The organism is Variovorax pasteuri, assembly GCF_051216435.1.
GTDB lineage: Bacteria > Pseudomonadota > Gammaproteobacteria > Burkholderiales > Burkholderiaceae_C > Variovorax.
The window spans coordinates 79,200-97,581 of sequence record NZ_JBPJZS010000004.1 but is presented as its reverse complement, the minus strand read 5'-3'; the positions used below and the strand labels follow the sequence as shown (position 1 = coordinate 97,581).

11 protein-coding genes are annotated in these 18,382 nt (G+C 68.9%); 2 read left to right on the top strand and 9 right to left on the bottom strand.

Features of this window, described 5'->3' with window-relative positions:
• The first annotated feature begins 7 nt into the window (after window positions 1–7).
• Window positions 8–1,123 (top strand): AraC family transcriptional regulator, encoded by a 1,116-nt coding sequence (locus tag ACSFBM_RS16840; RefSeq protein WP_435485353.1) that lies wholly within the window; start codon window positions 8–10, stop codon window positions 1,121–1,123.
• On the opposite strand, the gene ACSFBM_RS16835 is transcribed toward ACSFBM_RS16840, so the two are convergent.
• Window positions 1,089–6,938 carry an autotransporter outer membrane beta-barrel domain-containing protein gene (locus tag ACSFBM_RS16835; protein ID WP_435485352.1) on the bottom strand — a complete coding sequence of 1,950 codons (5,850 nt, stop codon included), beginning with the start codon at window positions 6,936–6,938 and terminating at the stop codon, window positions 1,089–1,091. The genes ACSFBM_RS16840 and ACSFBM_RS16835 overlap by 35 nt on opposite strands.
• Before the next feature lie 229 nt (window positions 6,939–7,167).
• Here ACSFBM_RS16835 and ACSFBM_RS16830 point away from each other — a divergent pair, with 229 nt between their 5' ends.
• Window positions 7,168–7,743, top strand: a complete 576-nt coding sequence (locus ACSFBM_RS16830; protein WP_435485351.1) for a GbsR/MarR family transcriptional regulator — start codon at window positions 7,168–7,170, stop codon at window positions 7,741–7,743.
• Window positions 7,744–7,762: 19 nt separating this feature from the next.
• Here the strand turns inward: ACSFBM_RS16830 and cydX are convergent, their stop codons facing one another.
• The 8 genes from cydX to ACSFBM_RS16790 all read right to left on the bottom strand — a co-directional run bounded on the left by cydX (window position 7,763) and on the right by ACSFBM_RS16790 (window position 18,324).
• Entirely contained in the window at window positions 7,763–7,912 is a 150-nt protein-coding gene (gene cydX, locus ACSFBM_RS16825; RefSeq protein ID WP_435442607.1) for a cytochrome bd-I oxidase subunit CydX, read from the bottom strand.
• 14 nt (window positions 7,913–7,926) lie between these two features.
• On the bottom strand, window positions 7,927–9,081 hold the full coding sequence (gene cydB / locus ACSFBM_RS16820) for a cytochrome d ubiquinol oxidase subunit II (protein ID WP_435485350.1): 1,155 nt from the start codon (window positions 9,079–9,081) through the stop codon (window positions 7,927–7,929).
• Window positions 9,078–10,703: a cytochrome ubiquinol oxidase subunit I gene (locus ACSFBM_RS16815; protein WP_435485349.1), complete on the bottom strand. Its 1,626-nt coding sequence runs from the start codon at window positions 10,701–10,703 to the stop codon at window positions 9,078–9,080. The genes cydB and ACSFBM_RS16815 overlap by 4 nt, the downstream gene beginning before the upstream one ends.
• Window positions 10,704–10,745: 42 nt before the next feature.
• A complete protein-coding gene (cydC, locus tag ACSFBM_RS16810) occupies window positions 10,746–12,473 on the bottom strand; it encodes a thiol reductant ABC exporter subunit CydC (RefSeq protein WP_435485348.1) in 1,728 nt (575 codons plus the stop codon).
• The gene (cydD, locus tag ACSFBM_RS16805; protein WP_435485347.1) at window positions 12,470–14,164 is read right to left on the bottom strand and encodes a thiol reductant ABC exporter subunit CydD; all 1,695 of its coding nucleotides are present in this window, start codon (window positions 14,162–14,164) and stop codon (window positions 12,470–12,472) included. Before cydD ends, cydC begins: the two co-directional genes overlap by 4 nt.
• A 157-nt stretch (window positions 14,165–14,321) precedes the next feature.
• Entirely contained in the window at window positions 14,322–15,434 is a 1,113-nt protein-coding gene (locus tag ACSFBM_RS16800) for an acyltransferase family protein (protein ID WP_435485734.1), read from the bottom strand.
• A gap of 56 nt (window positions 15,435–15,490) precedes the next feature.
• Entirely contained in the window at window positions 15,491–16,453 is a 963-nt protein-coding gene (locus ACSFBM_RS16795) for an NAD(P)H-dependent flavin oxidoreductase (protein WP_435440084.1), read from the bottom strand.
• An 80-nt stretch (window positions 16,454–16,533) separates the two neighbouring features.
• Complete coding sequence (locus ACSFBM_RS16790; protein WP_435485346.1) at window positions 16,534–18,324, bottom strand: acyl-CoA dehydrogenase; 1,791 nt, start codon at window positions 18,322–18,324, stop codon at window positions 16,534–16,536.
• Window positions 18,325–18,382 lie beyond the last annotated feature (58 nt).

The following is an 18,382-nucleotide window of genomic DNA, read 5'->3' as shown; positions in this document are numbered from 1 at the left end:
CAGACACATGCTGCAACCGCCAGTGACCATTCCGATTGCCTTCGTGCAGGGCATGCTGTCGGGCGTTCGCGCGCGGGGCGGTGCGGCGGCGGTGTGCATCGACACCGCCCTGGAAGACGCGGGCATCGCGCCCGCGCTGCTGGGCGAGGTGGGTGCGCGCGTCACGGCCGAACAGTACGTGGCGCTGTTCGCGCTGCTGATGCAGCGCATGGACGACGAGGCCCTGGGTTTCCTGTCGCGCCCGCTGCGCTGCGGCAGCTTCGCGCTGATGACGCGCTCCACGCTGGGCGCGCGCACCTTCGGGGTGGCGCTGCGCCGCGTGGCCCACACCTTCGGCCTGCTGCAGGACGACCTGTCGCTGGTGCTGCTGCGCGAAGGCCCGCTCGCGGGCTTCGGGCTGCGGCTGAACCACCCGCCCGCCACCCACCAGAACTTTCTGCACGAGCTGATGCTGCGCGTGTACTGGCGGCTGTTCGCCTGGCTGCACGGCGGGCGGCTGGTGGCGCGCCGCTTCGACTTCGGCTTTGCGCTGCCGCCCTATGCCGACGGCTACGCCAAGGTGTTTCCGGGGCCGCTGCAGTTCGGCCAGCCGCTGTCGGCCGTGTGGTTCGACGCCGGCGCGCTGGACACGCCGGTGCACCGCGACGCGCAGGAAATGCAGGCCTTTCTGGCCGCGTCGCCGGCCAACGTGATCCTGCCGCGCATGGCGGAGCAGGCTGTGAGCGCGCGGGTGCGCGCGGTGCTGCAGCAGCACCGGCCGGCATGGACCGACCTGGCGACCGCGGCGAACGTGCTGCACATGTCGGTCAGCACGCTGCAGCGGCACCTGGCGACCGAAGGCACGTCGTTCCAGTCGCTGAAGGACCAGCTGAGGCGCGACCTGGCCATCGTGCGCCTCAACACCAGCACCGTGCCGCTCGCGGTGCTGGCAGAAGAGCTGGGCTTTGCGGACAGCGCGGCGTTCCAGCGGGCCTTCAAGGCCTGGACCGGCGGCGCGCCGGGGTCGTACCGGCGGCGCCGCGAGGCGGATTCAGCAGGCGCCGACGAGGCGCCCGCTCAGCCGCAATCCGGCACGGCAGTTGCGGCAGTTACCACTTCACCCGCACGCCCAGCGAGCCGTTGATCCCGCTGTTCACCTTCGCATTGCCGCCCGACGCCCACAGCTTGCCGACTTCGCCATAGAGGCTGGTCGACGCGCCCAGGGCCAGCGTGAAGCCGCCCGCCAGCTCGGTGCTCGTGCCGCCCGTGGGCGCCGCGATGTCGGTGACGGTGCCACCGTTGACGAAGCGCGCAATGTCCGCACCGCTCGAGGTCTTGTACACGTTGAACCGGCCATACGGCTGCAGCATGCCCACGCCGGTGTCGAGCTGGCCCTTCACGCGAACGCCCGCGCGGGCGATCCAGCCGTTGTCCGCCTGGGGCTGCACCACCGCACCGGCAATGGCCGAGTTGCCCAGGTCCATGTGCTGGTGAATGAGCTGCAGCTGCGGCTCCACGCTCCAGCCGCCGGCACCGATCGGGAAGGTCTGGCCCACCTCGATGGAGCCCAGCAGGCTGTTGCCCTTGCCGCCCGTGCCCGCGCTCATCATCGGCTCCACGGTGTAGCGGTGGCGGCCGGACTGCACCACGGCGTCGGCATAGAAGCCGCTGCTGCCGGTGTAGGTGCCGTAGATGCCCACGTACTGGCTGCGCAGGTCATTGCGGCCCACGCCCAGGTTCTGGATGCCGCTGGCAAAGCCGCTCACGCGTGCATCGCCGTCGAGCTGGCCGACGTACAGGCCGGCGCGCCAGTCGGGTGTGGCGAGCAGGTCGGTGCCGGCCTGGAAGCCGGTGAGGCGGCCCTTGCTCCTGGGCGAGACGGCGCCGGCTTGCTGGATGTCGATGTCGGTGGAGAGCACGCGGGCCCAGGCACGGCGCTCGGAGCCGCTCTGGGTGGTCGCGGCGCCCTTCACATCGTCGTCGCCCACGCGCTTGCGAAGGTCGCCCAGCATCGCGAGGTTGCCCTGGCGCAGCTGACCGGGCAGCGCGGCGTAGAGCGCGGCTTCCGGCCGGTAGTAGGTCACGCCGCCCAGCACCGAGCGCAGGTACCAGTTCTCGCCCTGGCCCGCGCTGTCGCCGGCGTACAGGCTGTACTCGAACGCGCCGGCATCCACATGGCCGCCGGCCAGCGAGAAGGCGTCCTTGGTGCTCTGGGCGGTCGTGGTCGCGCCGTTCAGCGCGGTGATCACCTCGATGCCGTTGCCCGTGGTCGCCGCGCCCAGGCCGCCGAGGTTGACGACTTGCACGCGGGTCTTGCCGCTGGCCACGGCGGTGGCGCCGTTGAGCACCAGGCGGTCTGACGGCCCGGTGCCGTTGAGCGTAGTGCCGAGCTTCAGCACGCCGTTGTTGCCGACGTAGGGGCCGTTCACCGTCAGCGTGGTACCCGCGACGGCACCCGCCAGCGACACGGTCCCGCTGTTGGCCAGCGACACCAGGCTCTGGTTGAAGCCCGCCAGGTCCAGCGTGGCGCCCGAGGCCACGCTGTGCGCGGAGGCGGCGCTGAAGCTGTTGGCCGCGCCGGCCTTCAGCGTGCCCTGCGCCACGTTGGTGGCACCGGTGTAGGTGTTGGCGCCCGAGAGCGTCAATGTGCCGGTGCCCTGCTTGGTGATGAAGCCGGCACCGCTGATGGCGCCGCCCAGCGTTTCGCTGAAGCTGCCGGTGTCGATCACCGGGTCCTGGTTGCCCGTGAGCCGGATCGCATTGGCAATGGTGAGGCCGTCGGCGCTGAAGCCCAGCGTGGTGTCGTCGTCCATCGCGAGCACGCCGGTGCCCAGCGCCTGGTTGTGGCCCAGGTTCAGGCGGCCGTGGCGCAGCGCGGTGCCGCCCGTGTAGGTGTTGGCGCCCGACAGCGTCAGCGCGCCGGTGCCGACCTTGACGACGGAGCCGCCTGCGCCGGAGATGACGCCGGAGACTTCGGTGCTGGTGTTCAGCCCGCCGACCGTCAGTGCCTTGTTGCCGAGGATCACATTGCCGGCGCCTTCGAGCGAACCGACCGAGACGCCCGCGGTGGTCATCTTGCTGATGCTCAACCGACCGCCCGCCTTGTTCACCACCGTGGCCTGGTCGGCGGTCGCGCGGTCGAAGAACTCGATGAGCCCGCCCGTCTCGTTGATCAACGTGGCCTGGGCGGCCGCGCCGTCGTCCAGGAAGTTCGTCTGGCCGCCCGCGAGGTTGGTGATCGTCGCCTTGCCCGCATTGGCGTTGAACCAGATGGTGGTGTCGCCGCGGTTCTCGATGACGGCGTTGCCGGCCGTGGCATTGCCCCGGAAATCGATGGCTGCCTGCTTCTGCGTGGTCAGCGTGGCGCTGCCGGCGGAGCTGTCGTCCGCGAACTGGATGAACCCGCCGTTGACGCCCGTGCTGCCTGCAGCGGCGGAGATGCTCAGCCTGCCCGCATCCGCGTTGCCGGTGAACAGCAACCCGGCGCTGGCGGCCACAGCCACCGCGCCGGTGCCCAGTGCGCCGCTCACCATGGCGTTCACCGTGCCGCCGTCGACCTGCGTGCCGCCGGTGTAGGTGTTGGCCGATGCGATCCGCAGCTCGCCGCCGCCGGTCTTGCGCAACACGCCCGAGCCGCTCATCGTGCCGCCGAAGGTGCCGTCGACCCCCTGGTCGAACGTGAGCCTGGCGTTGTTGACCACCGTGCCCTGCAGGCTCGTGGTGTTGCCCTGCAGCACGCCGGCCCGCACGACCGTGCCGCCCGTGTAGGTGTTCGCGCCCGTGAGCACCAGCGTGCCGTAGTCGTCCTTGGTGAGGCCGCCCGCGCCGGTGAGCGGCGCGTTGATCGTGGCCGTCATGCCGGCGCCCGACAGCGAGCCGTCGCCGACCTTGACGAGGGTCTCGGCATTGCTCAGCGTGAGCGCATCGCCGTTGACGATGTAGCCGTCGGTGTAGAACTGCGCGCCGCCGATGCGGATGTTGCCGCCGCCGTTGTCCACGGTGACGGTGCCGGCGCTGCCGCCGAACATTGCGAACTGGTCCTGCTTCCAGGTGCTGTTGACGCTGCCGTTGGCGTCGGCCCATCCGTCGCCGGGGTTGCCGATGCGCCACGTGCCCGAGCCGCCGCCCACGGTGCCGTTATTGGGCGCGTCGTTGCCGTCCCAGAAGTTCAGCGAGACGCCGGTGCTGTTGATCAGGTTCACCTCGTTCGCCACGCGCGTCTGCACGTACAGGTCGGCCGGCAGGGCCGGCGTGGTGCCCAGGTTCAGAACGTTGTCGGTCAGCGAGCCGGTGTACTTGATGAGACGGTACAGGCCCGGGCCGAAGCTGCCGCCGGCCGACGTTGTCACGTTGAGCGTGCCGTCCAGCACCAGGTTGCCATTGACCTGGACCAGGTCGTTCAGCGGACTTTCTCCCGTGGCGCCGAGCTCGTAGCGCAGGAGCGCGCCGCTGTTGAGCGTCAGGTTGCCGGTGGTGAGGGTTCCGGGGCTGTTGCCGGGCGCCAGCGAGCCGCCGTCGGCGATGGTGACCGCACCCGTGACGATGCCGCCGCCGGCCAGCGTGGCGCCGCTTGCGACCTGCACGTTGCCCGTGCCGGTGGCGCTGCCGGTGGTGTTGTTCACGCGCAGCGTGCCGGCGTTCACTTGTGTGCCGCCGGTGTAGGTGTTGGCGCCGGAGAGCGTGAGCGTGCCGGTGCCGACCTTGACGATGGAGCCGCCCGTGTCTGAGATGACGCCGGAGACTTCGGTGCTGCTGTTCAGCCCGCCGACGGTCAGTGCCTTGTTGCCGAGGATCACATTGCCCGCGCCGTCGAGCGAACCGATCGACGCGCCGGCTGCCCCCAGCTTGCTGATGCGAACCGTGCCGCCCGCCTTGTTCAGCACGGTGGCCTGGTCTGCCGTGGCGTTGTTCTGCAGGTCGAGCACACCGCCTGTCTCGTTGGTGATGGTGGCGTGGCCGGCGGAGGCGTCGTCCCAGATGTTCGTCCAGCCGCCCGCAAAGTTGGTGATGCGCGCGTTGCCGCCGTTGGCGTTGGACCAGAACGAGGTGTCGCCGTCGCGGTTCTCGAAGGTGGCATTGTCCGCGGTCGAGTTGTCGCGGAAAGTCACGCCCGAGTCGGTGTTCGTGACGAAAGTGGCGCTGCCCGCGGAACTCTTGTCGTTGAACTGCACGAAGCCGCCGTTGATGACGCCGTTGCGCGCCGCCGTCGTGATGTTCAGGTCGCCCGCATCTGCGGTACCGCTGAAGTACAGGCCGCCGTCGCCGTTCACGGCTACGGCGCCGGTGCCCAGGGCACCGCTGACTGCGGCGTTCACCACGCCGCCGTTGATCGAGGTGCCGCCCGTGTAGGAGTTGACGGCGGAGAGGGTCAGCATGCCGCCGCCGGACTTCGTCACATTGCCTGACCCGCTGACGACGCCGGTGAAGTCGACGCCGTTCGAGCGGTTGAAGGCCAACGTTGCGTTGTTCAGCACATTGCCCGCGATGCTGCCGGTGGTGCCGCCATTGCCGAGCTGCAGCGTGCCCGCGCTGACGGTCGTGCCGCCGCTGTATGTGTTGGCGCCCGTCAGCACCAGCGTGCCGGTCCCGCTCTTCGTCAGCGAGCCGTCGCCCGACAACGCGCCCGGCATCGTCAGCGAACCCTTGCCTTGCAGCGCGAGGTTCCCGCCGGTGGCGATGCTCACGTCGTTGTTCAGGGCATTCACGGCCGAAGTCCAGTCGAGGCTGCCGCCCCCCGAAACCGTCAGCGCACCGCTGCCAAGTGCGGCTTCATGGCCGAGCAGGAGCGCGCTGGAAGCCAGCGTGACGCCGCCCGTCAAGGCCGCGTTGTCGCCCAAGAGGCTGCTCGTGGTGAGGCCGTTCACCACGACGGCGCCCGCGCCGCTGATCGCGTTCGCGAGCTTGGCGCCGCGAAGTTCGAGGGTGGCCCCCGCACCGACCTGAACGGCTGCAGCGGCGCCGAAGCTGACCGCCGACCCGACGCTGAGCGTTCCCTGCGCGACCGACACGCTGCCCGGTGCGAACGACGGGCTGCCCGGCGAGGTCGTGCGATCCAGTTCCCAGCGACCGGCGCCGACTTTCACGAGATTGCCCGAGAAGGTCGTGTCTCCGGTCACCGCATCGGAGTACGCACGGGTGGTGCCGCTCGCGCCGTCGAGCGTGAGCGCCGAGTCGGTTCCCGCAATGTTCAGGTGGCCCGCGATCTGGCCCTCGGTGAACAAGCGCACGTCATTGGCGCCATTGCCGCCGAGGATCACGTTGCCGCTGACCTGGCCCGAATTGAGCAGCGTGGTGGCGCCGCGCGTGCCGATGGCGGTGTTGGCGCTGGAAATCAGCGACCCGCTCTCGTTGGTGATCTTGGTGGTGCCGCCTTGCGAAAGGATGGCGTTGTAGGTGCTTCCCAGGATCTGGCTCTTTCCCGTATTCAGGATCTCGCCGCCGTTTAGCAGCTGGATGCCGTAGCTCCCCTTGCTGCCGATCGTGCCGCCCTGCTGGTTGATGACGAAGCTTGCCGGGTCGCCAAGAATGACACCCGCGTCGCTGCCGTATGCATAGCCGCCGAGATTCTGGAACGTGCTGTTGGCGCCGGTCAGAAAAACGATTCCGCCGCCTTGAATGATGCCGCCGGCGGCGTTGGTGACCGTCACGTCGGCAACGTTCGAAAAGGCTGCGAACCCACCGACCCCGACGACGCCGATGGTGCCTTCGTTGCGCAGTTCGGTGCCGGTCGGCACAAAGATGCTGCCTGCGGAGTCGTCGGTGCACAGGTTGATGCTGCCGCTCAGGGCGCAGCCGGCGAATGCAGGAGCGGCCGACCCGAACAGCGCTGCCGCCAGCAGCACGCCGGCCTTCGTGGTTGCGCTCGAGCCGCTGCGCTTTCCTCGCGCCTTGGTGGTTTCAGAAACGGCCACCCATGCGCCGATGGATGCATTCCACATGCTGCGGAAATTGGTGTTCATCTTGTCTCCTCCTCGTTTTTTTGGCGCCCCAAAATCAGGGCAGTGGCAAAAGCTGGATGCCGCCTGACCGAATCGCGCGCAAAAAAGCGTAAGGAGTCAGGGAGTGTTCATTTTTGTTAACTAAGTGTTTCTCACCTATCCCCCGAACCGGGTATTTATTCGACTTTCTCCGCTTCTGGAGTTTTCGGAATCTTCCGAAATCCCAGCAAGCCGGCGCGACAATCCGCGCATGGCCTCTTCCATCGACCTCCCTCCCCTCAACCGCCAGTTCGTCGCTCATTTCGGTGAAATGGGCAGCAAATGGGGCATCAACCGCACCGTCGGGCAGATCTACGCGCTGATCTTTCTGTCGCAGCGCGCACTCAATGCCGACGAGATCGCCGAGCTGCTGGAGTTCTCACGCTCCAACGTGAGCATGGGCTTGAAGGAGTTGCAGTCCTGGCGGCTGGTGCGGCTGCGGCACCAGGCGGGCGATCGGCGCGAATATTTCGAGGCACCGTCGGACGTGTGGGAGATCTTCAGGGTGCTGGCCGAAGAGCGCCGCCGCCGCGAGATCGAGCCGACGCTGTCCATGCTGCGCAATGCGCTGCTCGAATCGCCGACGAGCGATGCCGAGCGTCACGCGCAGGAGCGCATGCGCGAGATGCACGACCTGATCGACCGGCTCATGACGTGGTTCGACGATGTGCAGCGGCTCGCGCCCGAAACCGCCATGAAGCTCATGGGGATGGGCGCGACGGTGACGAAGGTGCTGACGCTCAAGGACCGCATCACCGGCGGCGGAGCGTCGAAAAAGAAGCCTTGAGAAGGCCCCGGGGCGAACGCTAGAGCCTCTCCTGCCCTTGCGCAGGCTCGGGCGTGTCGAACTTGGCCTTGCGCACGGCGTCGTCGTCCATCAGTTCGTACCACATGGCGTTGAGTACGGCGAAAGCGGCTGCCAGCGGCAGGCCAAGGATCCAGGCGAAGTACCACATGTCTTTTTCTCCGTTCAGTACGCGTGTCCGCTCTCGTCGCGGATCGCTTGTTCGTCGACCTTGCCCCACAGCACGTGGTAGACCCAGCTGGTGTAGGCCACGATGATGGGAATGAAGAACGCCGTCACCACCAGCATGATGAACAGCGTGAGGTGGCTCGACGACGAGTCCCACACCGTGAGGCTGGCACGCGGGTCGATCGACGACGGCAGGATGAAAGGGAACATCGACGCGCCCACGCTCAGGATGATCCCGGCGATGCCGAGCGCCGCGGTCAGCAACGCCAGCACCGGACGGCGCAGCACGAGCCCGAGCAACGCACCCAGCGCGCCGACGAAGCCGAGCACGGGCGCGGCCAGCGTCCAGGGGTGCGCCGCGTAGTTGACCATCCATGCGCCGGCGTGCAGCTCGACCGTCTTCAACATCGGGTTCGACGGCCCCACGGCGTCGACCACGCTGCTGATGCGGTAGCCGCCGATGCGCGTTGCGAGCAGCACGCCGGCCAGCGCATACAGCGCAACGGTGAGCACTGCCGCAACCATGCCGTAGGTGCGCGCACGCTCGGCCAACGGCCCCGCCGTCTTGAGCAGCAGCCAGGCCGCTCCGTGCATCACGAGCATGGCCACCGACACCAGCCCGCACAGGATGGCGAACGGGTTCAGCAGGCCGAAGAAGCCGCCGTCATAGAAGATGTGCATGTCGGGGCTGAAGCGAAACGGCACGCCCTGCAGCACGTTGCCCACGGCCACGCCGCAGATCAGCGCCGGCACGAAGCCGCTGAAGAACAGCACCCAGTCCCAGCGCGCGCGCCATTGCGGCGACTCGCGTTTGCTGCGGAACTTGAAGGCCACGGGCCGCAGGATCAGCGCCGTGAGAATCACGAACATCGCCAGGTAGAAGCCCGAGAAGGACACCGCGTACAGCTGCGGCCATGCGGCAAAGATGGCGCCGCCGCCCAGGATCAGCCACACCTGGTTGCCCTCCCACACCGGGCCCACGCTGTTGATGACGACGCGGCGCTCGATGTCGTTGCGCGCCGCAAAGGGCAGCAGCATGCCGCTGCCCAGGTCGAAGCCGTCGGTCACCGCAAAGCCCACCAGCAGCACGCCGATCAGCAGCCACCAGATGAAGCGCAGGGTGTCGTAGTCGAGGAGTGTGTGAAGAGTCATGCGGCGCTCCGGGTGGCAGAAATGGCGGCGGCTGCAGTCGGGCTTGCATGCGCCGGCGGAACGTGCGAGTGCGTGTCGCCTTCATCGGGCGCATGCTCCACGTCGGGGCCCTTGCGGATGGCCTTGAGCATCAGCTTCAGCTCGATGACGAGCAGCACGGTGTAGATGGCGACGAAGCCCGCGATCGTGAGCAGCAGCGTCTTCACGCCCAGGTTCGACACGGCCACCGCGGTCGGCAGCACGCCCTCGATCACCCAGGGCTGGCGGCCGAACTCCGCCACCAGCCAGCCGGCCTCGATGGCCAGCCACGGCAGCGGAATCGCGAGCACGGCGAGCTGGAGCAACCAGCGGTGGCTGTCGAGCTTGCGGCGCGCGGAAAGCACGAGGAAAGTGCCCGCCAGCAGGATCAGCAGCATGCCGATGCCCACCATCACGCGAAACAGCCAGAACAGCGGCGCCACCTGCGGCACGGTGTCCCATGCGGCCTTGGCGATCTGCGCGTCGGTGGCGGTGCGCGGGTCGTCCACGTAGCGCTTGAGCAGCAGCGCGTAGCCCATGTTGATGCCGTTGTCCTCGAAGTCGCCGCGCACGCCCTGCGTCACCTTGTCCGTTCCGCCGGCCTCGCGGATCTTCTGCAGTGCGTCGTAGGCCTTGAGGCCTTCGCGGATGCGGGCTTCGGCGCGCTTCACGAGCTCGTCGATGCCGGGCATCACGGTGTCGAGCGAGCGCGTGCCGATGAGGCCCATCACGCCCGGAACGTGAATGGCGTAGTGCGTCTCGCGCGCCTCCTGGTCGGGAAAGCCGATGACGGTGAAGGCGGCGGGTGCGGGCTGGGTCTCCCACATGGCCTCGATGGCGGCCAGCTTCATCTTCTGGTGCTCGCCCGAGAGATAGCCGCTTTCGTCGCCGAGCACCGCCACCGACAGCGCGGCGGCCAGGCCGAACGAGGCCGCCACGGTCATCGAGCGCTTGGCCAGCTGGATGTGGCGTCCCTTGAGCAGATACCACGCCGACACGCCGAGCACGAACACGGCGGCGCACACATAGCCGGCCGACACGGTGTGCACGAACTTGGCCTGCGCCACCGGGTTGGTGAGCACCGCGGCGAAGTCGGTCACTTCCATGCGCATGGTCTGCGGGTTGAAGGCCGCGCCCACCGGGTTCTGCATCCAGCCGTTGGCAATGAGGATCCACAGCGCCGAGAAGTTGGAGCCGATGGCCACCGCCCAGGTCGCGGTGAGGTGGCCCACCTTGGAGAGCTTGTCCCAGCCGAAGAAGAACAGGCCCACGAAGGTCGCCTCCATGAAGAAGGCCATGAGCCCTTCGATGGCCAGCGGCGCGCCGAAGATGTCGCCGACGTAGTGGCTGTAGTAGCTCCAGTTCATGCCGAACTGGAACTCCATCACGATGCCGGTGGCCACACCCATCGCGAAGTTGATGCCGAACAACACGCCCCAGAACTTGGTCATGTCGCGCCAGATCACGCGCCCGGTCATCACGTAGACCGTCTCCATGATGGCGAGGATGACCGAGAGCCCGAGGGTGAGCGGCACGAACAGGAAGTGATACAGCGCCGTCACGGCGAACTGCAGGCGCGATAGCGCAACGATGTCGAGGTCCATGGGGTCTTCCTTTTGTATTTCCTGTTTTCTTGTTCTCTGAAATCAGTCGGGGCGCAGGTTGCGCAGCGCGGCGTCGAAGGCCTCGCTGCCGCGCCGCAGGTCGGCCACGATGCGGCCTTGTGCCATGCACACGAGGCGGTCGGCCAATGCGGCCTCGCGGCGCAGGTGCGTGGCGATGAGCAAGGTGCGCGCGCCGGCGTGCTGCGCCAGGCGCTGCAGCACGTCGTGCGCGGTCGCGGCGTCGAGCGCTTCGGTGGGTTCGTCGAGCAGCCACAGCGGCACCGGGCGCAACAACAGGCGGGCCAGTGCGAGGCGGCGCGACTGGCCGCCGGACAGGCCGAGGCCGCCTTCGCCCAGGCGCGTGGCCAGGCCCGCCTTCATGGCACGCACGTCGGCGTCGAGGCCGGCGGCGCGCAGTGCGGTGTAGAGCTGCTCGTCGGTGGCTTCGGGGTCGGCAAGGCGCAGGTTGTCGCGCAGGCTGTCCTGGAAGAGTTCGGTGCGCTGGGTCAGCAGGCAGGCGAGTTCCGCGCGCGCGTGGCCGGCGTGCGGCGTGATTTCACCGGCGACGACGGCGAGCAGCGTCGACTTGCCGGCGCCGCTCGCACCGATCAGGGCCATGCGCTCGCCAGGGGCCAGGCTCAGCGACACGTCGCGGAGCACCGGGTTGCGGCTGCCGGCGTGCGCGAAGCTCACGCCCTGCACGCGCAGCGCGAAAGCGCTTTCGTTCTGGCGCACGGCCTCGTCGTCATGCGGGTCGTCCTGCGCGTCGTTCTCGCCGGTCATGCGCGGCGCAAGGCGGCGAACCGCCAGCCATGTGCGGCCCGCATCGAGCGCGCCGCGGCGCAAGGCCGCAAAGGGTTCGGTGGCCGTGAGTGCAACGAGCAGCGCGAGCGCGGCAGCCGGTGCGCCGATGACGCCTTCGCCGGCCAGCGCGCCCACCGCGAGCAGCACGCCGACCAGCGTCAGGGTGCCCGCGCTGCCGTACGCGAAGCCGGCCGCGGCTTCCAGCTTGTTCAACGCCAGGTCGGCCTTGGCGAGGTGCATGTCGGCGTTCATCAGCGCGTCGCGCTGGGCGTCGATGCGGCCTGCCATCACCAGGTCGGTCTGGCCCGCCACGAGGTCGACGGCGCGTGCGCGCAACGCCTCGATGGCATGCGCACGCCGCAGGGCCGGGCGGCGCGCGCTTCGTGCCACGACAAAGGCGATGCCCCAGCCGACGGCCACCAGCCAGCCCCCCAGCGCCAGGCCCACGCCGAGGTGCATGAAGCCCAGCACCGCGCCGGCGAGCAACGCCGCGCCCAGTGCCGCAGCGGCCGGCACGAACAGGCGCAGGTAGAGCGACTCGAGCGCGTCGATGTCCGAGGTCAGGCGAAACAGCAGGCGGGCCGGCCGCATCAGCAGCTCGCGCGCCGCGCCGGCCTTCGCCCAGCCCCGGAACAGGCGCACGCGCAGCGCGGCAAGCACCGCGAAGCTCGCGTCGTGCGTCACCAGGCGCTCCCCGTAACGCGACGCCGTGCGGCCCAGCGCAAGGAGGCGAATGCCGGCGGACGGCATGAACACATCGAAGGTGAAGGCCGTGGCGGCGTGCAGCCCGGCCAGCGCGGTCGCGGTGATGAACCAGCCCGAGAGCCCGAGCAACGCCATGCCGGCGAGCACCGTGAGGGCCGCGAGCAGGCATCCCAGCAGCAAGGGGCGCGGCTGCGCGGCGAGGAAGGGGCGCAGCACCCGGCGCAGGTCGCGCCAGTTGGAAGCGGCTCGGGCGGTCTTCATGCGGCCTGCTCCATCGTTTCAGCGACCAGGCTCACCGTGCGGTGCATGCGCGCGGCAAGCACCGGGTCGTGCGTGGCGACGATCAGGGTCTTGCCGCGCGCCAAGGCCACCAACGCGTCGGCCACGCGGCCGGCGGTCTCAGTGTCGAGGTGGGCCGTGGGCTCGTCCACCAGCAGCAGGTCGGCGTGGCGGTGCACGGCGATGCGTGCCAGCGCGAGGCGCACGGCTTCGCCGCCCGACAGGCCCTGGCCGCCTTCGCCCAGCGCCACGCCGGGGTGCGCCTGCACCACATCTTCGAGCGCGGCGAAGCGCATCGCGGCGGCCACCTGCGGGGTGTCGACGCCCACGCGCCCCAACGCCACGTTGGCCGCGACCGAGCCGGCGAAGACGTGCGGCGCCTGCCCCAGCCACGCCATGCGCTGGCGCAAGGCGGCGACGGTGCGCTCGCCGAGTGCCACGCCGCCGATCGAAATTTCGCCGCTGCGCGCCGGGACCAGGCCCGCGATCAGCGACAGCAGGGCCGTCTTGCCGGAACCGCTGGGGCCCATCAGCGCGACATGCTCGCCGGCGGCAATGCGCAGTTCGAACCCGTCGACAACCTCTTGCGGCTCGCCCGGCCAGGCAAAGTGCAGGTCGTGAACGACGAGCGCCGGCGGCGCCGTCTTCGGGCCTGCGGCGATGCGGGTCAGCGCGGCGCCGGCGTTGGCGCCAGGCAAGGGCAGCCGCTCGTGCTGCAGCTGTTCGAGCGACTGCAATGCCGCCTCGCCCGCTGCCCGGTCGTGCCAGACAGCCGACAGCTCGCGCAGCGGCTCGAAGAAGGCCGGCGCCAGCAGCAGCACGAACAGCCCTTCGCCCAGGCTCAGTTGCCGCCCCCACGCGCCGAACCCGAGTGTGCCCAGCAGGTGAAAGCCCACATACACCGCCACCATCGCGACGCCGAGCGCCGAGAAAAGCTCCAGCACCGCGGACGACAGGAACGCGATGCGCAGCATCGCCATGGTCCGGCGGCGCAGCGACTGCGCGGCGTCGCCCAGGCGCAGCGCCGTGGCGTCCACCGCGCCGAGCGCGCGCAGGGTGGCCAGGCCCCGGAGCCGGTCGAGCAGGAACGCGTTCATGCCGCCCATCTCCACCATCTGCGCCTCGCTCGCGGCCTTGGCGCGCCAGCCGACGATGGCCATGAAGAGCGGAATGAGCGGCGCCGCGAACAGCAGCACCAGCGCGGCCACCCACGAGAAGGCCGCCACCGCGCACAGGATGAACAGCGGCACCACGGTCGCGCGCCAGCGCGCCGGCTGGTAGCGCACGAGGTACGGCACCAGCGCCTCGGCCTGCTCGGCGAGCACGCTGGCCGCCAGGCCCGAGGGCGCACGGTCGCGGTCGAGCGGCGATGCGCCCGCCAGCGCCGCCGCCGTCTGCGCGCGCAGCGCGGTGAGCTGCGCCCTGGCGCGGCCGAAGGTTCGGCGCGAGCCCCAGGCCTCGCAGCCCGCACGCAGCAAGCCGAGCAGCAATATCGCGCCGGCCGGCCATAGCACGGCTGAAAAGCCTTCGCCGGACGCCAGCCCCTGAACCGCCATCGCGAGGAACGCGGCCTGCGGCAGCCAGAACAGTGCGGCCGCGCCTTGCACCACGCCGCCCACGTCGGGCGACGCGAAAGCCCGCAACGGCGAACGGGAGGGCGGGTGCTTGGTCATTCCTTGGTTTCGTGTATTTTCAGTAATTACTGAAATCTCCACGATCATACCGAAGAGACGGAACCACTTTAAGAGCCAGGGAACTGCGCGCTGCGGGGCCCTGAAGCGCCCCGTTGAGAAAAATCAAGTCACGGCGCCGCAGCGGGCGCCGGGCCGTTCAGAGCGAGACGGCGAGACCGCTGACGAGCAGCGCGGCAAACAGCATGAACACCGCACGCCACGACGCCGGCCGCACTTCCACCCAGCGGTACAGCAGCGCCGCGGCCGCCACAGACAACCCGAAGGTCGCCACCAGCCCCGCCGCGTCGAACCACGCACCGTGCGGCCCCGCGTTGCCAACCGCCGCGTTCATGGCGAGCAGCACCGGAAAGTGAATGAGAAACAGCGAATACGACATGCGCCCCAGGCGCTGCAGCGGCACGGCCAGCGCCGGCCAGTGCGGCGGCGAAAGCCAGTGGCGGCGCTGCGCGACCGCCAGCAGCAGCGCAGTGACCAGCGCGGTGGCGATTCGGCTGCGCCAGTCGATGGCCAGCGCGCCCGCACCCACCAGCCCCAGCAGCGCGATGGCGCTCTGCCAGGTGCTGAAGCGCGTGGCGCGCCCGATCCAGAACACCAGCATGCCGAGGCCGTAGGTGCCGAAGAAATAGAAGGCGGTGTCGTCCAGTCCCGCATTGCGGTTGAAGAGCGCCAGCGAGGCCACCGCCAGGCCGATCACCAGCGCCACCGGCAACCAGCGCGCCCGCAGGCCCGGCGGCGCGGCGCCGCTCGAGCGTTGCAGCAACGTCGGCAAGCCGACCAGCGCCAGTGCCAGCGCGAACAGCTGGAAGTCGATGGCCACGTACCAGACGCCCGTCGACAGCGACTCGTAGCCCAGCAGGTCCTGCAGCAGCAGGCCGTGCGCCACCAGTTGCCCGAAGGTCGGCGACGCGGGCACGATGTCTTCGTCGAGCCACGGCCGCACCACCGCGGCCACCAGCACGCACACCGTGAGCGCGGCCAAGTAGGGCATCACGAGCCGACCGTAACGCTGAAGGATGCGCGCCACCGGCCGCTCGCCGCGCAGCATGCCGTCGGGCGCGAGGCTGGCCGCCGCGAGGAAGCCGGCGATCACCAGAAACACCTGCACCGCCAGGCGGCCCTGGTCGGCCAGCCAGGCAAAGAGGCCGGGCGCGAGCGCGTACGCGCCGGCCGGCATCGGGCCGTAGCGCGAGAGATGGTGTCCGACGATCACCGCGCAGGCGATGCCCTTGGCCGCGTCGAGCAGCGGCATGCGCCCCAGCGAAGACGACGGCGCGGCTGCAGCCGCCGCGCCGCTCGCAATGGCGCTCAAAGCGCCAACCGTTGCCTTGCTTCCTGGTATTCGCGCTTGAGCTTCTCGATGAAGGCCGCGGCGCTGGCCACTTCGGTGACGGCGCCGATGCCCTGGCCCGAGCCCCAGATGTCTTTCCAGGCCTTGGCCTTGCTGCCTTCGCCGCTGGCGAAGTTCATGGTCTTGAGGTCGCCTTCGGGCAGGTTCGCGGGGTCCATGCCGGCGGCCACGATGCTGGGCGCCAGGTAGTTGCCGTGCACGCCCGTGAACAGGTTCGAATAGACGATGTCGTCCGAGTTGCCGTCGACGATGGCTTGCTTGTAGTCGTCGCTCGCACGCGCTTCCTCGGTCGCGATGAACGCGGTGCCGATGTAGGCGAAGTCCGCACCCATGGCCTGCGCCGCGAGCACCGCTCCGCCGGTGGCGATGGAGCCCGACAGCGCGATGGGGCCGTCGAACCACTGTCGGATTTCCTGCACCAGCGCGAAGGGGCTCTTCACGCCCGCATGGCCGCCGGCACCGGCCGCCACGGCGATGATGCCGTCGGCGCCCTTCTCGATGGCTTTCTGCGCGAACTTGTTGTTGATGATGTCGTGCAGCGTCACACCGCCGTAGCTGTGCACGGCGTCGTTCACGTCGGTGCGCGCGCCCAGCGAGGTGATGACGATCGGCACCTTGTACTTCACGACCATCTCCATGTCGTGCTCCAGGCGGTCGTTGCTCTTGTGCACGATCTGGTTGATGGCAAAGGGCGCGGCGGGCTTGTCCGGGTTGGCCTTGTTGTAGGCCGCGAGTTCTTCGGTGATCTCGATCAGCCACTCTTCGAGCTGCGCCGCGGGGCGTGCGTTGAGCGCGGGCATCGAGCCGACCACGCCGGCCTTGCATTGCGCGATCACGAGCTTGGGGTTGCTGATGATGAACAGCGGCGAGCCAATGATGGGCAGCGGCAGGTTCGCGAGGACAGGAGGGAGCTTGGACATGTTGTCTCCGGATGTAGGTCGGGTTTTATAAGAGCAGGAGGCCGCCGGCGCCCGTCAGATTCGCGACAGCGGCGGCCGTGTCAGAACGCGTCGAGCGCCAGGGCCGTGACGCTCTCGGCGCCGTCGACGATGCTGTCGCGAATGCCAGGCACCTTGTTCAGGATGTGCTCGGCGTAGAAGCGTGCCGTGGCGATCTTGGCCAGCATGAAGTCGGTGTCGAAGCTGCGCGAGGCGAGGTCCTGCGCAATGATCAGCGAGCGCGCGAGCTGCCAGCCGGCCACCAGGTTGCCCGCGAGCATCAGGTAGGGCACGCTGCCCGAGAACACCGCGTTGGGCGAGGCCTTGGTCTGGCCGGCGACGAAATCGACCACGTCGATGAACGCCAGGCGCGCGGCAGTCAGGCGCTTGAGCACCGCAGCAGCCGCCGGGTGGTCGCTCTTGGCCAGCTCGGCTTCGGTCTTCTCGATCTGCGCGGCGATGGCCTTCGCGGTCTGGCCGCCGTCGCGCGCGGTCTTGCGGCCCACGAGGTCGTTGGCCTGGATGGCGGTGGTGCCTTCGTAGATCGTCAGGATCTTCGCGTCGCGGTAATACTGCGCCGCGCCCGTTTCCTCGATGAAGCCCATGCCGCCGTGCACCTGCACCCCGAGCGAGGCCACTTCCAGGCTCATTTCGGTGCTGAAGCCCTTGACCAGCGGCACCATGAATTCGTAGAAGGCCTGGTTCTGCTTGCGCGCATCGGCGTCGGCGCTGTGGTGCGCGGCGTCGTAGGCGGCGGCGGCCACGCTGGCCATCGCGCGGCAACCTTCGGTGTAGGCGCGCATCGTCATCAGCATGCGCTTGACATCGGGGTGGTGGATGATGGGCGCGCTGGCGTTGATGGAGCCGTCGACAGGGCGGCTCTGCACGCGGTCTTTTGCATAGGCCACGGCATGCTGGTAGGCCCGCTCGGCAATCGCGATGCCCTGCATGCCCACGGCGTAGCGGGCCGAGTTCATCATGATGAACATGTACTCGAGGCCGCGGTTCTCCTGGCCCACGAGGTATCCCACGGCACCACCGTGGTCGCCGTACTGCAGCACGGCGGTCGGCGAGGCCTTGATGCCCATCTTGTGCTCGATGCTCACGCAGTGCACGTCGTTGCGCTCGCCGAGCGCACCGTCCTTGCCGACCATGAACTTGGGCACCACGAACAGGCTGATGCCCTTCACGCCTTCGGGCGCACCGCTCACGCGGGCCAGCACCAGGTGCACGATGTTCTCGGCCATGTCGTGCTCACCGTAGGTGATGAAGATCTTGGTGCCGAACACCTTGTAGGTGCCGTCAGGCTGCGGCTCGGCGCGGCTGCGCACCATGGCGAGGTCGCTGCCGGCCTGCGGCTCGGTGAGGTTCATCGTGCCGGTCCACTGGCCGCTCACCAGCTTTTCGAGGTACACCGCCTTCAGCTCGTCGGAACCGGCCGTGAGCAGCGCCTCGATGGCACCGTCGCTCAGCAGCGGGCACAGCGCGAAGCTCATGTTGGCCGAGTTGAGCATCTCGCCGCAGGCCGCGCCGATGGTCTTGGGCAGGCCCTGGCCGCCGAAGTCCGCCGGATGCTGCAGGCCCTGCCAGCCGCCGGAGACGTACTGCGCAAAGGCCTCCTTGAAGCCCGGCGTGGTGGTGACCACGCCGTCCTTGAACGACGAGGGATTGCGGTCACCCGCCACGTTCAGCGGCGCGACCACGTCCTGGTTGAAGCGCGCGCATTCCTCGAGCACGGCCTGTGCGGTTTCGAGGCCGGCGTCTTCAAATCCCGGCAGCTTGGCGATCTCGCCGATGTTGGCCAGGTGCTCGATGTCGAACAGCATGTCCTTGATGGGGGCGGTGTAGCTCATGTCTTGTCTCCAGATACAGCGGATACGAAAAGGGCATCGCGAACGATGCCCTCTGGCT

Coding starts and splice junctions, on each gene's coding strand:
- ACSFBM_RS16840 (WP_435485353.1), top strand. CDS start 8: ATGCTGCAACCGCCAGTGACCATTCCGATTGCCTTCGTGCAGGGCATG.
- ACSFBM_RS16835 (WP_435485352.1), bottom strand. CDS start 6,938: ATGAACACCAATTTCCGCAGCATGTGGAATGCATCCATCGGCGCATGG.
- ACSFBM_RS16830 (WP_435485351.1), top strand. CDS start 7,168: ATGGCCTCTTCCATCGACCTCCCTCCCCTCAACCGCCAGTTCGTCGCT.
- cydX (WP_435442607.1), bottom strand. CDS start 7,912: ATGTGGTACTTCGCCTGGATCCTTGGCCTGCCGCTGGCAGCCGCTTTC.
- cydB (WP_435485350.1), bottom strand. CDS start 9,081: ATGACTCTTCACACACTCCTCGACTACGACACCCTGCGCTTCATCTGG.
- ACSFBM_RS16815 (WP_435485349.1), bottom strand. CDS start 10,703: ATGGACCTCGACATCGTTGCGCTATCGCGCCTGCAGTTCGCCGTGACG.
- cydC (WP_435485348.1), bottom strand. CDS start 12,473: ATGAAGACCGCCCGAGCCGCTTCCAACTGGCGCGACCTGCGCCGGGTG.
- cydD (WP_435485347.1), bottom strand. CDS start 14,164: ATGACCAAGCACCCGCCCTCCCGTTCGCCGTTGCGGGCTTTCGCGTCG.
- ACSFBM_RS16800 (WP_435485734.1), bottom strand. CDS start 15,434: ATGCCGCTGCTCGACGCGGCCAAGGGCATCGCCTGCGCGGTGATCGTC.
- ACSFBM_RS16795 (WP_435440084.1), bottom strand. CDS start 16,453: ATGTCCAAGCTCCCTCCTGTCCTCGCGAACCTGCCGCTGCCCATCATT.
- ACSFBM_RS16790 (WP_435485346.1), bottom strand. CDS start 18,324: ATGAGCTACACCGCCCCCATCAAGGACATGCTGTTCGACATCGAGCAC.